Origin of the sequence: Rhizobium etli CFN 42 (assembly GCF_000092045.1) — a bacterium.
Lineage (GTDB): Bacteria > Pseudomonadota > Alphaproteobacteria > Rhizobiales > Rhizobiaceae > Rhizobium > Rhizobium etli.
In genome coordinates this window covers 4,281,580-4,300,395 of record NC_007761.1, presented here as the reverse complement: position 1 = coordinate 4,300,395, position 18,816 = coordinate 4,281,580, and the positions used below count along the sequence as shown (strand labels likewise).

At 62.3% G+C, this 18,816-nt stretch carries 14 protein-coding genes; 3 read left to right on the top strand and 11 right to left on the bottom strand.

Translation table 11 applies throughout. From position 1 onward, the window contains the following. Nucleotides 1-4: 4 nt before the first annotated feature. The 4 genes from RHE_RS20730 to hglS form a co-directional block, all read right to left on the bottom strand. On the bottom strand, nucleotides 5-1,027 hold the full coding sequence (locus RHE_RS20730; RefSeq protein WP_011427242.1) for an iron ABC transporter substrate-binding protein: 1,023 nt from the start codon (nucleotides 1,025-1,027) through the stop codon (nucleotides 5-7). Nucleotides 1,028-1,214: 187 nt separating this feature from the next. Beyond that, on the bottom strand, nucleotides 1,215-2,753 hold the full coding sequence (gene amaB / locus RHE_RS20725) for an L-piperidine-6-carboxylate dehydrogenase (RefSeq protein ID WP_011427241.1): 1,539 nt from the start codon (nucleotides 2,751-2,753) through the stop codon (nucleotides 1,215-1,217). 25 nt (nucleotides 2,754-2,778) lie between these two features. After that, on the bottom strand, nucleotides 2,779-4,062 hold the full coding sequence (locus RHE_RS20720; RefSeq protein ID WP_011427240.1) for an NAD(P)/FAD-dependent oxidoreductase: 1,284 nt from the start codon (nucleotides 4,060-4,062) through the stop codon (nucleotides 2,779-2,781). Nucleotides 4,063-4,129: 67 nt separating this feature from the next. Next, nucleotides 4,130-5,542: a 2-oxoadipate dioxygenase/decarboxylase HglS gene (gene hglS / locus RHE_RS20715; protein WP_011427239.1), complete on the bottom strand. Its 1,413-nt coding sequence runs from the start codon at nucleotides 5,540-5,542 to the stop codon at nucleotides 4,130-4,132. 103 nt (nucleotides 5,543-5,645) lie between these two features. Between hglS and RHE_RS20710 the strand changes: the two genes are divergently transcribed. The 3 genes from RHE_RS20710 to RHE_RS20700 all read left to right on the top strand — a co-directional run bounded on the left by RHE_RS20710 (nucleotide 5,646) and on the right by RHE_RS20700 (nucleotide 8,179). Next, the gene (locus RHE_RS20710) at nucleotides 5,646-6,554 is read left to right on the top strand and encodes a LysR family transcriptional regulator (RefSeq protein WP_011427238.1); all 909 of its coding nucleotides are present in this window, start codon (nucleotides 5,646-5,648) and stop codon (nucleotides 6,552-6,554) included. Nucleotides 6,555-6,622: 68 nt separating this feature from the next. After that, a complete protein-coding gene (locus tag RHE_RS20705) occupies nucleotides 6,623-6,859 on the top strand; it encodes an Lrp/AsnC ligand binding domain-containing protein (protein WP_011427237.1) in 237 nt (78 codons plus the stop codon). Between the two features lie 141 nt (nucleotides 6,860-7,000). Next, entirely contained in the window at nucleotides 7,001-8,179 is a 1,179-nt protein-coding gene (locus RHE_RS20700; RefSeq protein ID WP_011427236.1) for a glycosyltransferase family 4 protein, read from the top strand. A gap of 22 nt (nucleotides 8,180-8,201) precedes the next feature. Here the strand turns inward: RHE_RS20700 and RHE_RS20695 are convergent, their stop codons facing one another. The 7 genes from RHE_RS20695 to RHE_RS20665 form a co-directional block, all read right to left on the bottom strand. After that, nucleotides 8,202-11,513, bottom strand: a complete 3,312-nt coding sequence (locus RHE_RS20695) for an oligosaccharide flippase family protein (RefSeq protein WP_042119111.1) — start codon at nucleotides 11,511-11,513, stop codon at nucleotides 8,202-8,204. A gap of 88 nt (nucleotides 11,514-11,601) precedes the next feature. Beyond that, nucleotides 11,602-12,780 carry a glycosyltransferase family 4 protein gene (locus RHE_RS20690; RefSeq protein WP_011427234.1) on the bottom strand — a complete coding sequence of 393 codons (1,179 nt, stop codon included), beginning with the start codon at nucleotides 12,778-12,780 and terminating at the stop codon, nucleotides 11,602-11,604. Between the two features lie 41 nt (nucleotides 12,781-12,821). Beyond that, nucleotides 12,822-15,302, bottom strand: a complete 2,481-nt coding sequence (locus RHE_RS20685) for a glycoside hydrolase family 2 protein (protein ID WP_011427233.1) — start codon at nucleotides 15,300-15,302, stop codon at nucleotides 12,822-12,824. A 16-nt stretch (nucleotides 15,303-15,318) separates the two neighbouring features. Further along, on the bottom strand, nucleotides 15,319-16,281 hold the full coding sequence (locus RHE_RS20680; RefSeq protein ID WP_011427232.1) for a DUF1839 family protein: 963 nt from the start codon (nucleotides 16,279-16,281) through the stop codon (nucleotides 15,319-15,321). An 8-nt stretch (nucleotides 16,282-16,289) separates the two neighbouring features. Beyond that, the gene (locus RHE_RS20675; protein WP_011427231.1) at nucleotides 16,290-17,198 is read right to left on the bottom strand and encodes an amino acid--[acyl-carrier-protein] ligase; all 909 of its coding nucleotides are present in this window, start codon (nucleotides 17,196-17,198) and stop codon (nucleotides 16,290-16,292) included. Nucleotides 17,199-17,202: 4 nt separating this feature from the next. Further along, nucleotides 17,203-18,384 carry an acyl-CoA dehydrogenase family protein gene (locus RHE_RS20670; protein WP_011427230.1) on the bottom strand — a complete coding sequence of 394 codons (1,182 nt, stop codon included), beginning with the start codon at nucleotides 18,382-18,384 and terminating at the stop codon, nucleotides 17,203-17,205. Beyond that, nucleotides 18,384-18,635: an acyl carrier protein gene (locus RHE_RS20665; RefSeq protein ID WP_011427229.1), complete on the bottom strand. Its 252-nt coding sequence runs from the start codon at nucleotides 18,633-18,635 to the stop codon at nucleotides 18,384-18,386. Before RHE_RS20665 ends, RHE_RS20670 begins: the two co-directional genes overlap by 1 nt. Nucleotides 18,636-18,816 lie beyond the last annotated feature (181 nt).

The window sequence follows — 18,816 nt, the reverse complement described above, 5'->3', positions numbered from 1 at the left end:
GAGCCTAAATCAGACCTGCCGCCGTCATCAATTCCACGACCTTCTTGCTGTCCAGCGTCGAAGCTTCGACCTTCGGCGCATTGAGGTCCGCAAGCGGAACGAGCTTGTCGTTGGAAGGAGCGTCCTTGCCGACGGCATATTCATAAGAGGTGCCGTCCTTAAGCACGGCCTGGCCTGCCTTGCTGGTGACGAATTTCAGGAAAGCCTGCGCTTCCTTCATATGCTGCGTGGATTTCAGGACACCGCCGCCCGAAACGCTGACGAAAGCGCCCGGATCCTGGTTCTTGAAGTAATGCATGCCGACATTCTTGCTGTTCTCGCCGGTCTTCGCCTGATCGCCGAACCAGTAGTAGTGATAAATGACCGCGCCTTCGACTTCACCAGCATTGACGGCCTTCATGGCAACGCTGTTGCCCTTGTAGGGCGTCGCATTGTCCTTCAGACCTTTCAGCCATGCCTTGGTGGCGTCTTCGCCCTTCAGTTGCAGCAGGGCGGCGACGATAGCCTGGAAGTCGGCGCCGGCGGGCGCTGCACCCCAGCGGCCCTTCCAGGCGGGATCGGCGAGATCGAGCAGCGACTTCGGCAGCTTGTCTTCGCTGAGCTTGGTCTTGTCATAGGCAAAGACCGTCGTGCGGGCGGCAATGCCGGTCCACATGCCGTCGGCCGGACGATACTGCTCCGGGACCTGATCCAGCGTTTCCTTTTCGACCGGGGCGAAGAGGCCGGCGCCGTCGACCAGCGTCATGGCCGGCGAATTCTCGGTCAGGAAGACATCGGCGGGGGATGCGTCGCCTTCCTGAATGATCTGGTTGGCGAACTGCATGTCGCCGCCCTGGCGCATGGTGACCTTGATGCCGGTCTCTTTGGTGAAGGCATCGATCCATTCGCGGCCCAGGCTTTCGTGCTGCGCATTGTAGACGACGAGACCTTCATCCTGCGCATTGGCGCTGCCTGCGAGCGCCGTGGCGGAGAGAAGCGACGCGGCGAGCGTCAGCACGCGGGAAAAACGGTTAAAAGCAATAGTCATGATGGCCTCCATGGCAATGTCACCCTGCGGGTAAGAGGCGTATATTTTTCTTGACTACCTATTTCAAGTTTCTGCGCCGAGAAAAAAGCATCACAATATCTTGACCTGATATTTCAAATGGTGGGGGAATAAATCTCGATGCCAAAAAGGCGACGCTCTGCCAGCGTCGCCTTTCCAGCAATTTTGCTTATTCGACGTCGAACTTGACGCCCTGCGCAAGCGGCAGTGTGCTGCCGTAATTGATCGTGTTGGTGGCGCGGCGCATATAGGCCTTCCAGGCATCGGAGCCGGACTCGCGTCCGCCGCCGGTCTCTTTTTCGCCGCCGAAGGCGCCGCCGATTTCGGCACCGGAGGGACCGAGGTTGACGTTAGCGATGCCGCAATCCGATCCGCGCGCCGAGACGAAGGTTTCCGCCTCGCGCATGTCGTTGGTGAAGATCGACGACGACAATCCCTGCGGCACGGCATTGTGCAGCGCCAACACCGCGTCGAAATCACTGTATTTCATCACGTAGAGAATGGGCGCGAAGGTCTCGTGCTCGACCGGACCGGTCTGAGCGGGCATTTCAACGAGCGCGGGGCGAACGTAGAAGGCATCGGCCGAACCATTGTCGACGCGTTCGCCGCCGGTCACCTTGCCGCCGGCCGATTTGGCCTCGCCAAGCGCTGCCTGCATCTTCTCGAAAGCCTGGCCATCGATCAGCGGTCCCACCAGCGTTCCGGCCTCCAGCGGATTGCCGATGGTGACCGAGCCATAGGCCTTCTGCAGGCGCGGTACGAGCTGGTCGTAGACGCTGTCATGGACGAAAAGACGGCGCAGCGTCGTGCAGCGCTGGCCCGCCGTTCCCATGGCGGAGAAGGCGACACCACGCAGCGTCAGGTCGAGATCGGCGCTCGGGCAGACGATCGCTGCATTGTTGCCGCCGAGTTCAAGGATGGCGCGGGCAAAACGCTGCGACAGGCGCGGGCCGACGGCGCGGCCCATGGCCGTCGAGCCGGTGGCGGAAACGAGCGGGATCTTCGGGTGGTCGACCAGCACCTCGCCGACCTCCCGGCCGCCGATGATCAAGGTGGACAGATTGGCCGGCGCCTTGCCGCCCTCGGCGACGAAGCGCTTCAGGGCCTTTTCGAACAGCGCCTGCACGGCAAGCGCGGTCAACGGCGTCTTTTCCGACGGTTTCCAGACGGTGGAATTGCCGCAGACCATCGCCAGCGCCGCATTCCACGACCAGACGGCGACCGGGAAGTTGAACGCGGAAATGATGCCGATCGCGCCGAGCGGGTGCCAGCTTTCCATCATCCGGTGTTCGGAGCGCTCGGTGGCGATCGTCAGGCCATAGAGCTGGCGCGACAGGCCGACGGCGAAATCGCAGATGTCGATCATCTCCTGAACCTCGCCGAGGCCTTCGGAGGTGATCTTGCCGACTTCGATCGAGACCAGGCGGCCGAGCGCCGTCTTTGCGGCGCGCAGTTCCTCGCCGAGCAGGCGGACCAGCTCGCCGCGCTTCGGTGCCGGGACGTCACGCCATTCGAGGAAGGCCTTGTGCGCCTCTTCGATCGCCGCTTTCGTCTCGGAGACGGTGTGCTCCCTGAGTTTGCCGATTTCCTTGCCTGTCACCGGCGAGGTAACGGAAAGCGTGCCGCCGTGATAACGGCCGGCATCGACGCCGAGCTCGGCGAGCAGTTTGGCGGTTTCGGTGGCGAGATCGAGGACGGCGATGGTCATTGTCGTGTTTCCAATCTTATTATTGTCAGAAGCGTGCATCGGCGAAATGGGCGACCTGGGCGCCAGCTTCGTACCAGATTTCCTTCAGCGCCCGGAAGCTCGGTTCGGTGGGTGACGTCAGCGGCAGCGGCAGATCCGCCTCGGCAAGCCGACCGAGAATATGCTCGGCCAATGTGCGGCCGAAGACCGTGCCCGGGGCTATGCCGCGGCCATTATAGCCCGAAAAGCCGACGACATTTGGGGCGAATTTGTGGAAGCGCGGCAGCGCATTGTCCGTCATGCCGATCTGGCCGTACCATTCGCATTCGAATTCGACATCGCCGATCATGGGGAAGAGCCGCTTCAGCGCACGTTTGGCCCAGCCCTTGTGCACGGTAAGCCCAGTATTACGCAGCGCGCCGACGCTGCCGAAAACGAGGCGCCCCGCCTGATCCATGCGGAAGGAGGACAGAATGTCCTTGGTGTCCCATGCGCCCTCCCGCCCCGGCAGAATCGACTGACGCAGATTGTGGCCGAGCGGTACGGTGGCGAAGTTGAAATAGGGTAGATAGACCTGTTCGTTGCGCACCTGCTCGAAGGGGCCGGTGCTATAGGCATCGGTCGCGACGATGATCCAGTCGGCACTGACTTCGCCGCTCTCCGTCTTCACGGCCCAGCGGCTGCCGCGGCGCTCGGTCGCGACGACGGGGCTCGATGTGCTGATGGCAACGCCCGCCTTGACGGCGGCATGGGCGAGGCCGCGCGCATAGGCGAGCGGCTGCAGTGTTCCGGCGCGCAAATCGAGCAGGGAGCAGGCATAGGCCTCGCTGCCGGTGCGCCTGGCCGTCTCCGCCGCATCAAGCAGTTTCACGGGCGCGCCACGCGCGGACCATTGCGCCGCGCGCTCCTCGATCTCCTTCAATCCCTCCGCGCCGACGGCGCAGTGCAGCGTGCCGTTACGCTCGAGTTCGCAGGCGATCCCATGTTTGTCGATCAGCTCCATGACGAGCTTCGGCGCATTCCCGAGCAACTCGAGCAGGCGTTCGCCATGAACCTGGCCGAGCACGCCGGGCAGGTCGTTGGGCATCACCCACATGCCGGCATTGATCAGGCCGACATTGCGCCCCGCGCCTCCGAAGCCGATCTCTTTCGCCTCCAGCAGCACCACCTTCGACCCGGCTTCGGCAAGATGCAGGGCAGCGGAAAGACCGGTATAGCCGCCGCCGACGATGGCGACGTCGGCCGACACCGCGCCTTGGAGAGGCGAGGTCACCGGCGGTTCGCCGGCGGTCTTTTCCCAGAGGCCGTGGGAGCGCGGATCATTCAGCATGGCATAGTCCGATCGGATTGAAACCGGAGTACTCTAGCGCATAAGGACAGGTGTTGAAGCGGCGATTTCACGCAACGGTCCTCAGATGCAGGCCCGCGAGCCCGAGCGTCTCCATCGCAGCCTCCAGCGATGCGGCCTGCCGTTCCGCATAAAGCGCCAGTTCGTCCTGAACGGTCGCTCCAAGTGCGGTCTCGAAGGCGTCGCGGTTCGAGCGCGTCGCATAATTCTGCTGTTGGTCGGTGCCGAGATTCGACTGGAAAATGCCGGCCGCGCTGACGGGCAGGAAGTCTTCATAAACGATCGGGGCAAAGGTGATGTAGTTCTTGGCGATCAGCGCTTCGGGATCGTGCGGCAGTGTCCCGGCGACCGAGGCGGCCATCCCCGCAGGGGTGACGGAATAACGGAAGAAGGCGAGATCCTGCTTGCGCAGCTCATCCCAGCTGTCCGGCAGCGCCTTGAAGCGCTCGGCCAGTTCCTGCTCGTAGGCGCCGGCCTTGGCGCCGCCGGCGCCGACCTGCACTTCGCCGCGAACCGAGGCTAGCAGCCGGTCATAGAGCGCCCGGCCCTTCGCCGTCAACGCCACGCCGCGCTGCTCGATCTCGCCGAAGCGGGCGGTGTGCGTGCCCTGGACCGCACCCTCGTCACCCGAGAAGACGATCGGCTCCTCCAGCGCCTTGAAGCTCGTCTGCCGCAGCAGGATATCGCACTGTCGGCGCGGCGGCCCTTCGATGACGGCCTTCGGAGTGATGCCGCGTTCCGGCATGCGGGCCTGCACCGCATCGATATCGAGCGTGCGCGGCGTCAAATGGTTGATGTGCGGCCCCTTGAAGCTGACGACGTCGGCGATCAGCCGATGCGCATCGTGCAGGCGCTTGTAGGTTTCGGCGCTGACAGTCGCCTCGCCGTGCCAGCGGAAGGTTTCAAGCGCCTCGGCCACGAATTCGGTCGCTTCCGCCTCGGTCAGGCCGCCATTCTGCTCGTGGCGCTCGATCAGCGCGACGGCTCGCGGCGTGTAGATGCGTCGCTTTGCCAGAATGGCTTCGGCTTCGCTGCGCAGGCCTTCGTCCTCGATCAGCTCCAATCGCAACAGCGAGGTGAAAACCCGGAACGGATTGATGTTGAGCGCGGCCTCGTCGATTGGCCGAAAGCAGGTGGAATGAACCGGCACGCCGGCGACCGAAAGATCGTAATAACCGACCGCCTGCATGCCCATGACGGCAAACAGCCGACGGATGGTGAAAAGCTCTTCCGCCGTTCCGAGCCGGATGGCGCCGTGACGCTCGATATCGATACGCTCAAGTTCGCCGGCGCTGGCGAGGCGTTCGCGCAGAGGGGGATCCTTTTCGAGGCAGCCGGCATTCACATCCGCGACCAGTTCGATCAGCGTGCCGTATTGCGGCACCTCCGTCCGGTACATCCGCGACATCGCCTCGGTGAAAAGCGAACGGATACGGTCTGTGGAAACGAAGGCTTGCGGCATCTTGGAAACTCCGGCTCATTCCGTTTTTGCAGGATGAAACTCTTTACAATCGCAGGAAACCCGAAAATATCGACATTTCGGAAATAGCTCATTCTGAAATGGAATGATCATGCTCGCTTCAAGACGTTTTCTGCCGTCGATTTCACATCTCGCCGCCTTCGAGGCGGTCGCCCGCACAGGCAGCGTGACGGCGGCGGCGCGCGAACTCGATCTGACGCAGAGCGCCGTCAGCCGCCAGGTCAGCGCACTGGAGGACCAGCTCGGTGTCGAGCTCTTCCTGCGCGAGCGCCAGACCATGCGGCTGACGCTGGCCGGCGACAGCTATGCCCGCGAAATACGCGAGGCGCTGCGACGCATCTCGAGCGCCTCGCTGAACCTGCGCGCCAATCCGCATGGCGGGACGCTCAATCTCGCCATCCTGCCGACCTTCGGCACGCGCTGGCTGGCGCCGCGCCTGGGGCGCTTTCTCGGCGCCAATCCCGGCGTGACCATCAATCTGGCGACCCGGCTTTCGCCCTTCGACTTCCGGCTCGATTCGATCGACGCCGCGATCCATTTCGGCCATCCGCACTGGCCCGGTGCGGAACTGACCTTGCTGATGTCGGAGCGTACGGTGCCGGCCTGCAGTCCTGATTTTCTGAAACAGCACAGGATTTCGCGGCCAGAGGATCTGCTTGCCGTTCCGCTTCTGCATCTGACGACGCGCCCCGATGCCTGGGAACAGTGGTTCGCCGGCAATGGCGTTTCCTTCGAAAGCGTACACGGCATGCTCTTCGATCAGTTCGCCACCGCCGCGCAAGCGGCGATCGCCGGCCTCGGTGTCGCCCTGTTGCCGACATTCCTGATGCAGGAGGAACTCAGACGCGGCGATCTCGTTGCCGCCGTCGACCGGGAGATGGAGAGCAGGGAGCGCTATTATCTCGCCTGTCCCAGCGAGCGCGCCGATTATGCGCCGCTTGCCGCCTTTCGCGACTGGATCGTCGCGGAAGCCGCCGCCAATCCGACTGCGTGAGGAACGGCTTGCATCGGCAGGGCGCTTTCGACCATTATATCAGTCAAACAATCTCTGCAGGAAATCCTATGAAGCCGATCTTCGTCCAGCTCCAATGCGCCCCCGGCAAGACCTATGACGTCGCCGACGCCATCTACCAGACCGAACTGGTTTCGGAGCTCTATTCCACCAGCGGCGACTACGATCTGCTACTGAAGGTCTACATCGACGAAGGCCAGGACATCGGCAAGTTCATCAACGACAATATCGCCAATATTCCTGGCATCGTCCGGTCGCTGACGACCCTCACCTTCAAAGCCTTCTGAACACCGTCAGACACGATTAACCCTGTTGCGAAGAATCGCCTCCGCAGGACCTCGCTGAACCACGCCTTAACGCCTGAGATATCTGGTCGTTGCTATAAATCGCGCCAACACGAGTTTGGCATGTGCAGCGATAGGTAGAAAATGGCGATCGTCGAGGCAGATAGGGGGCGCGAGAATCCGCAGCCGCAAACGGCTCCGCTGATCGTCCATGTGGTGCGTCAGTTCCTGCCCAATCGCGGCGGCCTGGAAGACGTCGTCGCCAATCTCAGCCGCCAGACCCTCTGGCGTGGCTATCGCGTCCGCGTCGTTACACTGAACTCGCTGTTCACCGCGCCCAAGGACAGGCTGCCCGCTCGCGAAAATATCGAGGGCATCGAGGTGGTTCGCATCCCGTGGTCCGGCACCAGTCGCTATCCGTTGGCGCCGCAGGTTTTTCGTCATCTCGGCGACGCCGATCTCGTGCACGTCCATGCCATCGATTTCTTCTTCGATGCGCTCGCCTGGGGCCGGATGCTGCACGGCAAACCGATGATCGTCACCACCCATGGCGGGTTCTTCCACACCCGGAAATATGCGGCGATCAAGAAGATATGGTTCCGCACGCTGACCCGCGCCTCGGCGAGGGCCTATCGCCGTGTGGTCTGCTGCAGCGCCTCCGATCTCAAGCAGTTTTCCGAGATCGTGCCGGACAGCGTGCTGATCGAGAATGGCGCCGATATCGGCAAGTTCGCCGACACCGCCTCGCGCCGAGCAAGGCGCCGCATCGTCACCATCGGGCGATTTTCGGTGAACAAGCGGCTGGACCACCTGCTCGACGCGATGGCCGTTCTGAAGAGCCGCGATCCGGAATGGCATCTCGACATTGTCGGAGCGGAATCCGACCTGAACCGGTTGGATATCGAAGGCGAGATCGAAAGCCGGAACCTGACCGGCCGCGTCACCCTGCATGTGTCGCCAGACAATGAGACCATCCGCCGCATCATCGCTGAGGGTTCGCTCTTCGCCTCCGCGTCGGAATATGAAGGTTTCGGCCTGGTCGCGCTGGAGGCGATGAGTGCCGGCCTGCTGCCGGTGCTGAACGCCAACGATGCCTTTCAGACGCTCGCCGATCGGCACCCCGTCATCAGGCTTGCCGATTTCACCAGTCCGGAGACTGCCGCGACCGCCATGGAATCAGCCTATGGCAGCCTTGCGGGCCGACCGGATGTCCTTCGCTCGGAGCTTCTCGACGCCGCGCTCGGCTATTCCTGGAATATCGTCGCAGGGCATTACATCGATCTCTACAGATCGCTTGATATCGCCGCTGCGGAAAGCCTCTGATCCAGCCTAATCGAAGACCCGCTTAAGCTCGCGCGAGACGAATGATCTCGTCGAGGACGAATTTGCGCGATTGCGGCGGCGTCAGATTGTGGTCCGCATCCGGCAGCATCAGCAGCCGCACGTTCGGATAGCGGGAAAGCCTGGCGCCGCGCGGGCCAAAGTGGAAATAGACATGGTCAAGGCCGACGTCGCCTTCGCTGTAGATCAGCGTCAGCGGCACCTTGCGCTTGCCGAACAGCGCGAAGGACTGCCGGACCTCACGGGCGATATGGCGCCGGTCGGGAAGCAGTTCGAGCAACGGCGCGACGAAGGGCGACAGTCGCCGGCCGCCGGCGATGACGATATTGCGCAGCGCCGACACCACGTCCACCTGACCACGCAGCAGCCGCTTCAGCGTGTCGAGCCGCGCCAGGCGCTGGCCGTAATCGTCGAGGCTGCGGGGCACGGAGACGACATGCTCGCGGCGCACCGGCACCTTCGGATCCCAGTAATAGACGAAGGGATTGATCGAGACGACTGCCTTCAGCCGCTCGTCGGCGACGCCGGCGCGGAAGGCGACATAGCCGCCGCTGCAGCGGCCAGCGACCATGACGGGGCCGGCAACGACGCTTTCGAGCAGATCAAGCGCGGCGATCGCATCGTCGGTCTGCGTCATCGAATACAGCACCTGCTCCGGCGCATCCGGCCGCGGCGGGCTGTCGCCGACATTGGCGGAATCGAAGCGCAGCGACACGACGCCGTGGCGCGCGAGTTCGCGCGCCATGTCTACCGTCGTCCGCCCCCAGCCGGCATGCCGGTCATAGGCGGTCGACAGGAAGAGCACGGCATTGCCCTTGATTTCGCCGAGCGGCCGGCTGACGACACCGACCAGATGATCGTGACTTCCGAAACGCACCGGTGTTTCCAAGAATCCTTCACCGGCAAGCGCCGTGGTTTCGATCGCCGCCGGCGAATGAGCGGCGGATGTCTCCGCGGTCGCTGTCTTCAGCCAAGCCGTCAGAAGCTCGACGACGGCCATGGGTGTCTTGGCGAAGAGCGGATTGGTGACGAGCTCGTCATAGCCGTCGAACACTTTCTGCTCGACATTGGCGCCAAGCGCCTGCAGCGCATCGGCAAAGCCGGTGTCCTCGGCCCTGACGGGGCGTTCGAGGATCAGGTAGCGTGACGCCGCCAGACCCTGCGGCGCGGCGATGTTGAGCTTGCCGAGCTCGGCGGCGATCTGTTCCGGCATGACAAGCCCGGCGATCTGCACCTTTGCAGCCTGCACGTGCTGCTGGCCGAGGCCGAGATCGGCGTCGATGATCTTCGACCACATGTTGAGTTCACGCATATAGGCGCGGCCGTTCAGCACCGGCGCCAGCATGACGAGGCTGTCGACGCCCTCGATCGAGGAGCCGATGCGCTGGGCGAGGGTCGCGCCGAGACCTTGGCCGATCAGGATGATGCGGTCGCAGCCCGTAAGCGATTTCAGCTTGGCGGCCGCCGCGCGGATCGAGTTTTCCCAAGTTTCCAGCCTTGCCGGCAGCGCAGTGAAATCGAGCGCATCGCCGGTACCGGGGTAATCGAAGCGCAGGCTGGGTACGCCGATCTCGGAGAAATGTTCGGCCGCGACGCGGAAGAACTTGCGGCTGCACATTTCCTCAAAGCCCCAGGGGCTGACGAAGAGCACCGCAGCCGAGCGTTTCCCGGCTTGAGGACTTTCAGGCATGAACAGGCCGATCGTGCCGTCGAAGACGACGGGCAGGGCGGCGCTGCGGCCGGCACCTTCGGCCGGTTCGAGCGAAAGTTCGCCGGGCGCGACCTTGGCACGGTCGGGATCGCCGGGGCGCCAAGGCGCAATGAAGTCGATCACGCGGCCGACCGGCCGCCGCAGCGCCGACGGCATCTTTTCGACAATGGAGCGCATGACCTCGACATCCTCGGCGGGCACGGCGCGCAGCACGCGGAGTGCGGCGAAATGTGCGAGCGTGCCGGCGAAGATCGCGGAGATAAGGCCGATCAGGCCATGGACGAATTCCAGCACTGAAATCGCCGCGCAGGCGCACAAGACGGAGGCGAGCGTCACCTTCGTCAGGCTTGCGTAGAGACCCGAAAGCTGGGACCCGAATCCGGTCTGTCTGATCATCATCACCGACATCGCAACGAATACGAGAATGCGCACGATTGCGGCCCCCTCGGCGGCAAGCCTAGGTACGACCAGTAAACAACCCGCTACCATGAGGAGGCCACCTATCACACTGATGTTGAGGCGGGAGCGGGCCCTGTCCATCGACAGCAGATAGAGGCTGAGGATCTGCATGAAGGTGTAGGCGGGAGCGACGAGCGCGAGCAGCGCGACCACCGTGCCGCTACGGCGGAAGGCTTCCCCGAACACCACGAGTACCAGTTCGCTGGAGATCGCGGCCAGCCCGAGGCTCATCGGCAGCACGATATAGGCCATGCTGCGGGTGACGGCGGCGAAGACCTCGACCGGCAAGGTCGAATCGTCGCTGCTGTGCCGACGTTCGGAATAATAGGGCAGCAGGCTGCCGGTCATCTGGATCGGCAGTTGCAGCGCGATATTGGCGATCGACAGACCGACGGCATAATAGCCAACCATTTCCACCGACCAGAACTGCTGCAGGAAGAGCAGTTCGAGCCGGTTGAGGAAAATGGAATCGATGATGAACTGGATCGAGAGGATGATGGAGGAGGAGGCGAGGTACTTGAGTGAAACCCCGCACCAGTCGCGCCGTGCAAGAAGGATCGGCAGTGTGGCGAAAAACAGCACGAGCTGTCCGAGCGCATAACCGACGAGAACGCCCTCGACGCCATAAAGCACGGCGCCGGCGGCGACGCCGGCAAGCTGTATGATGGAGACGGCGACGGTCAGCTTGAAGAAGGTGCCCAGCTTCTTTTCGCCGATCAGGTAGAATTTGACGAAAGATCCGATCGCCTGGATGAAGAACAGCGCGCCGGTGACAAGCGCGACGGAAGGCGCGGTCTCCGCCCAGTGCATCTCCTCGGAAGTCAGGAAAAACAGGGCGTAGAGCGCCAACAGCGCGACGGTCGAAAACATCATGAAGCCGACGAGGATGGCGGCAAAGCCTTGCCGGCGGCGCGCGTCATAGCCCTCCGCTGCAAGCTGCGGCAGGGTCTTCAGCAGCGTGATGCTGGAGCCGAGCTCGGCGATCGAGGCGCCCGTCATCACCAGCCACAGCGAGAAGGCGACGATGCCGTTGGCTTCCGGCCCAAGCAGGCGCGCGGTGATGATCGAGGAGACGAAGCCCGTCAGCAACAGCAGCATGCCTGCCGCCGCATTCATCACCGAATTTGCGATAATACCCTTCGACATCTGTCCATCCGCGGGGATCAGCCTAAGGCCGGATACCCGTCATCACTAATGCGGAAATGTTAAAATAAAGCGGAGCGGTGACCTCACCTTAGCTGGCCTGCATCGCCGCCAGCTTCTGGAGCGCCTTCTCGTAACTGTTCTCTGCGAGGTAGCGGCGCAGGAATTCCCGCGCCTTCGCGGCCTTCTCTCGTGCATGCTCGGGCGCACGGAAGATATCGCCGAGATGCGCGGCCGCGATTTCAGGAGGGGGATCCGCCCAGACCGCGCTTTCGAGCCCGGCAAATTCGGGATGGGTGTCGACGACGGGAATGAGGGGAGCGTCGACCAGCCAGGTATTGTCGGGATCGCAGAAATCTTCCGTGCCCGACCAGGCTGTGGAAACGACAGGCGTACACTGCATGATCGCCTCGGCAACCGTCAGGCCGAAACCTTCAGAGCGATGCAGCGAAAGATAGGCATTGGAAGAGCGGATGAGGCCGTTGATCTCGGCGTTCGAGAGCTTGTCGGTGATGATCCTCACACGGCTATTGCCGGCGACCGAAGCAATCAGTTCGCGCAAGCCCTGATCCTTGTCGAGGTCGCCGCTCGCCTTCATCAACAGAAAGGCGCTCGGGCATTCGGCGCTGAACAGTCTGAAGGCCTCGATCACGGCCTGCGGGTTCTTCCGGTTGATCGAAGAGCCGGCGCTGAAGATGAAGCTGACGAGAAAGGCATCCTGGTCGATGCCAAATTTCTCCCGCATGCCTTCGCTCGCCGGCTTCTCGGTGACGGGATGCGGTACCACGATCACGGGCGCCGCCGTCAGCGGTGCGATCGCCCGCCTCGTGAATTCCGATGGCACGAAGACGGCATTCATGTAACGCAACCCATTGCGCCACTCTGTCGGCACGACTGCAAGCTCCCAGGCGAAATAGCCGATGTTGAAGGCGCGGATGAAATTGCCGACACCCATCTTCAGGATGGCGCGCGGCAGCATCGGCGGATTGAGATGCCAGATACGGCTTCCCGGCGGTTCGGCCGAAAGATGCGACGACACCCAGCCGACGAAGGATTTTTCATCCGGGTGCGTGCTGACGTCTGAGAGCGAAACCGCCCGTCCCGCTTGGGAAAGCGCCCCCGCACAAAGCCTTGCCGATTCACCGACACCAACGGGCATTGAGAGATAACCGACGATTTCGACCGGCTTGCGCGGATTGAAGGCGAGACGCGACCGCGGGATCAGCCGCTGCAGGACATGGGCACGTAGGTAGCGATATACCGTTCTCAAATTACGAACTTCCGATGAGTTTGCATTGTTCTCTGCGAGCCTCAGCCCGTGACCCCGATGCGGCGCGAACTGCCTAGACTTCTGATTTCGCCCGTCGGGGGAACATCGCTCTCGGTGTCGGACAGCGCGAAGAGCTTCACGCGCCGCACCGGACCGGGAGCAAGGTGGAACCAGTCGTCCTCGGCCCTGTAGCCTTCGACGTCGATATGCACAGATTGCGCCAGCCGGTCGGTCCTGAGATCGATAACCCAGCTGTCGCCGTCTCTGCCGAGCGACGCCTCGATATTGGCGTCGTGTAGTGCTTTTCCGCGCCCGCAGGGGAAATGGAAGCTTTCCGCGAGAACGGCGCCATCGGCGAGGGAGCGCAGGCGCGCCACACTTGCATCATGCGCCGGCGGGCCGAAGCGGAAGGCATAGGTCGTATCGAAGAAGGCGCCGAACAGCGCGGTGGAGGCAAAGCGCTCCACGCTTCTTGCGGCCAGCTTGAAAGCCATGTTGCCGCTGACCACCTGCTGTTTTCCATCACGTAGGCAGACGACCTCGAGTTCCAGGTCGAGGTCGGTGTCCGTCTCGTTGACGACATGCACGTCGAGACCGTTGGTTCCCTCGTCAGTGAAGACCACCTGAACCGGCCGGAAGGCACGGCGCGTCGCATACCAGACAGGTTTCGGCTCGCCGGTGGAATCGATTACCCCCCAGCCGGGGCCGGGCAGCAGATCCTGCAGCGTCCAGACGAGCGCCCCGTTGCAGCCGGAGCCCTTGCGCCGCCATTCGGCGAAGGTCTCTTCGATCACCTCGCCGGTAACGGCACGGGAAAGATCGAGATAGCGTTCCGGATCTTCGCGGCGCAGCCGGGCCGGGTCGAAATCGTAGAGAAGCTTCAAATAAAAGTCGCGAACATCCTCGAAATCCCAGGATGCGCTGCGATCGCGGGGCACCCGCGCCTTCCACAGTGGGCTGTGGACGGCGGGCACATCGAGATGGCGCTGCAGCGTCCTTTGCTGCGGCACATGCGCAAAGGCGAGGCTTTCGGAGGCAAAGCGCACATCGGCGCGGCGGGCATCGGCAATCGGCCGCATATAGGCGCCGACGCCGTAATAATGCGCAACGCCTGAATTGGGCGAAAAGGGCATCGCTCCGCCGTATGGCGAATTCGGCACATAGGGCACGTCGGGACGCATGCGGCCGGCGATGGCCGGGATGATTTCGTCGGTCACCGGTCCACTCCAGAATTCCATGGGCAGGCCGAGCATTGCCGCCTGCTGATGGATCTCGCTGCCGCCGCAGAGAACGGCAAGGGAAGGCGACGCCTGGACGCCGTACAGGAACTCCTCGACCTCGGCATGAACGTGGCCGAGAAAAGCCTTGTCGTTACGCGGATAGTCGAAATTGGCAAACATGAAATCCTGCCAGACGAGCAGGCCGAGCTCGTCGCAGAGCGCAAAGAAATCGGGCGTCTCGTAAGCCATGGTGCCGGCGATGCGGATCATGTTCATGCCGGCTTGACAGGCAAGCCGCAAGAAGGGCTCATAATCCGCCCGCCCGCCGGGCAGCCGCGCAATATCGGCGGACGTCCAGACCGCGCCGCGGCAGAACACACGCTCGCCGTTGATAAGGAGCGCGAAGTCTTCGCCATCCGCACTGCGGTCGACGTCAATGCGCCGGAAGCCGGTGCTGCCGAGCGAATATTCCTCGCCGTCGAAAACCAGCGTCACATCATAGAGACGCGGAGTGCCGTGCGTATGCGGCCACCAGGGGTCGATATCGGACAGCTTGAGGATAGCCGAGTAATGATTCTCGCCGATTTTCTCGAAGGGCTGTTCCATGCCGCCGCAGCGCAGCAGCATTGCTGGATCTTCGGCATTGTTACGCAGGGAGACGCTCAGCCGGCCGGCGCCGCTCTCCTCCAGGACCGCGCGGATGGAGACATTGTCGATCGATACGGGATCGCGTCGCACCAATGAAATTGGCCGCCACGGCCCGACCGCATGGATATCGGGGCACCAGCCCGGCATATGGCCGAGCAGCGTCGTGCGGAAATTCTTCAGACCCGCCGGCGTGATCATCTGCGGCCGCCAGCGCGCCCGCGGACCGGGCTCTGACAACCGGGGGCCGAGTGCCCGGAAGCAGAGCGCCAGCTCGTCGCCGCCCGAAAGCGTCACCGGGAGCTCATGCGCCGTGAACATGCTCTCGCAAAAGAGGATTTCCTGACCGTTGAGGAAGACATTGCAAATCGTGGCAAGCCCGCCGAAACGCAGGATGGCTTCGCCTGGCTCGGCATCAAAAAGCCGGCACAGATACCACGCGTCCTTCATATTTAGCGGCTCGGGATTTTCCCGGTCGAAGAGCCCGGCTTTTTCAAGCGCTGCCGCAACGGTGCCGGGAACGGGTGCAGGAATGAATTGCGCGGAGAGAGGAATATCGTGCGGTACGGCGCAGGCGCCCGGCTCCGTCAGGATCAGATTCCAGCCTTCGGAAAGCACGCTTTCCCTGCCGCCGATGCTTGCCAAACGCCCCCGCATTCTCTGATCTCCGGCCTCAGATTCGCTCCGCAAGTGATGCCATCATGGAATCCCATGCATCGGCGGCCGGATCAAGGGCTGCCTGCAGCGGCTCGAACTTCCTGCGAGCAACGGCGCGGGCAAGCTGGAACTGCACGGATTTCGCTACGTCCGAAATGCGCCTGGCATGCTCGGCGGCGGCTGCGAATTCATCCGGTGAAAGCCATGCCAGATGATCGGCCGCCAGCTCGAAATTGGCGCCGACCTGGCGAAGCGTGTTGAAAGCGTATTTGTGGAAGAAGCCGAACGGCCGATCCGCCACCGCTTCGACCTGCTGCGGAAAGACCGCCGCGAAGGCGCGGATCGGATTTTCCCGCGGACGCCTAGTGAAATGAAAAGCGGCAAGCCGCCGCGCGGTCGCGCGCAGATGCGCTTCATCAGCCGGCTTTTCCGGAAATCGTGCAAATTCCGTATAGGGCAGGAACGGCGGATCGCTTTCCGTCAGCTGCAGCTGGAACAGTCCGTCGAAATCCTCGCCTTCAAGCTGGAAATAGCCGGCATTGTGAAAATATTCGACGCGCTTTGCCGTAACGTCCAGCCGGTTGATCGCAACCGTCGTCTTGCCGTGCTCCTGCCGGTAGGCGGTGCCGCGCGTATCCGGCATATAGAAGGAATCCATCTCGATCAGGCAGAGACGACCCCGCGCAATCTGCACCTCAACATGGCATTCGACACGGTCGTAGATCGCAAGCTCGGTCGCGCGAATCCCATAAAGCGCTTCGAGATCTTCGAGCGGCACCTTGAAGAAGGTGAACTGGTCGCCCTCGAAGTCCTGCGCCAGGGTGAAACCCAGCATCGCCTCGGGCGCGGCGCCCGATGTTGCCAGCACTTCGATCCAGAGATCGACATAGCAGTTGGTTTCCGGCCATGCACGCTCGCCGGAATGCAGCGCGTGCTGCCGGTAGTTTTCCGGGCTTATCCCCGGGAAGACCGATGCCATCGCCGTCATCAGCCCCACAGCGTTTTCCGTACGCCGGCCGACCATTCCTTCACATCGAGCCCGTGGTGGTGGAAGAGGGCGAGCGCGATACGCTCCAGACCGAAGCCGACGCAGGCGGTATGCGCAACGCTGCCGTCCTCGAGATTGAGGCCCCACTTCAGACCGAAGGAGTCCTGATGGTAATTGAAGCTCATGCAGGCGGTCGGTTTGGCCACTGAGGCGATCGGGATCAGCAGCTCGAATTTCAGGTTCTGGTCACGCTGATTGTTGACCATCATCTTGCCGGCGCGGCCGAAGAACGGGTCGTTGGCAACGTCGATGGTCACGTCGAGGCCGACCTGCTTCATCATTTCGACGCCACGGTCCATCCAGCGCTGGCGGAAATCGGTGACGTGCTGCTCCGTTCCCATGCAGACATATTCGCGCATACGGAACAGCTGCTGGCGGGCCGGATCCTTCGACGGCTCATGGCGGAAGCAGTAGGATTGCAAGTCGAAGAGGCCGCCCGTCTTCGGCAGGTTGCCCCGCTTGGCGACGGTTGGATAAAGCGGGTAGCAGGCGGCCGGCGTCAGCACGATATCGGTCGCTTGCTGGTCCTTGGTCCAGTCCTGGCCGACCTCCATGCATTCAAGCAGGCTCATATGATCGAGCTCGCTGCCACAGAAGCTGTGCACCGTGCCGGCCAGCTGCGGGAAGCTTTTCATGTAACCGCTCTTTTCGAAGAGTGCGCGGTTCATGCCGGGCGGGAAACGCATCGCCTCGGCGCCGTCGGCGCCGCCGAACCTGTCGATCAACCGTTCGAAGGCGGTGATGACATCTTCGAACTGGCCGCTGCGGCCATAGAGACCATCAACGCCGGTATCGATCAGCAGGCCGGACTCGAAGAGCCGGTCCAGAAACGAGGTCTGCATATCCATGGCTTTACCCCAGTAGACTAGTGTCCTGCTTATGGACGAGAAGCATGCTCGACGTGTTGCCGAGGATGCGATCGTTCGAGATCATGAGCTGTGCGGAATGGGCGTCGCGCAGATGCCGTCCGAGACTGAAAGGCGTACCATTCTTGTAGCCCATGATGCCGCAGATCAGCATGGCGTGATTGACGATCTCCAGAATCGTCTCGGAAGAGGCGATCTTGACGTTGTTCATCGCTACGGCAAAACCCATCGACGACAGCCTATCCGGATCGGATCTGGCATGTTCATAGGCCTTGAGGCCCGCGACAACGTTGGATTTCACCATCTGCAGCAGGTTCGAAACTTCGGCGAGACGCAGCGCGCCCGGAGGCTGGGCATCGGGGGCCTTGCGGGCAGCGGCGCGGACGAAGGTCTGGGCGCGGGCGACCGCGTCGACCGCGATGCCGTACCAGACGCCGCTCCAGAGCAGATGCGAGGAAGCGAGCATGGATTGCGCCGCGATCTCGGCGAAAGGCTTCGGCAGAATTTGCCGAGCCGGCGCTTCGCCTTTGAAGAGGAAACCGTCGGAACAAGTGCCGCGCATGCCGAGCGTATTCCAGGCATGCGTTTTTTCGAGCGTATACTGGTCCTTGAGGAAGGCCGTCAGCACCTGATCGGAAGAAGCCGCCTGCGCGTGGGCACGCGACGTGATGAGGATCGCATCGGCATGCGAACCGTAGGAAATGACGGTCGCATCTTTTTCAAGGCGACAAGTATCACCATCGACTTCGACCGCGCAGATGCTGTTGCGTAGGTTTCCGCCGATGCCGCCCTCGGTGGTGGCGGAGGCGATCAGCAGCTGGTCGGCCGCGATGCTGCGCATGAAACTACGGTGCCAATCGCTGTCGGCGCCGTGTTCGACGAGGCTCGACAGTTTGATGTGGTGCATGGCGAAGACCATGGCGCTCGCCGCACAGGCCTGGCCGAGCATCGAACACAATTCGGCGATTTCGGTGATCGAGGCGGATTCGCCGCCGAGATGGCGCGGCACCTGGATGCCGAGCAGCCTTTCGGCCTTCATCGCATCGACCGCTTCGCGGGGAAAGCGGCCTTCGGCATCGACGGCATCCGCATGTCTCGCCGCAACTTCGGCGACACGGGCGACCCTTGCGACAAGGTCGTCCTCTAGGATCTTGACGGGGAAGTTCATCAGGCGACCTTCCGGCCGTCCTGGATGATATCGACCGTCTTGGCGATGGCCGAGATGCTCGCGAAGGATTTGCGGTTCAGGAGATTGTCGGGGAATTCGATGTCGAACGCCTCTTCGATGCCCAGCATCAACTGCACCGAGGCAAAGGACGTCAGACCCGCCGCATAAAGATCGGCGTCGTCTGCGATCTGGTCGACCGACGTAGGAAGCTTGCCGAATTTGGCTACGAGGTCGCGGATTGTCTTATTCATCCCATCACTCCAAGAATCTCATGATCCCGAACCGGCGTTCATCGCCTTGTCATGAGCGTTCTTTTAGTACGGAAAATAGAACGTTCCGCTAATTTATTGGGTTAAAGATGATTGTTCCTCATAGTTAGGATTTTAGCGAATCCCTCCGATAAAGGATCGAATATGTATTTTATTCAATGAG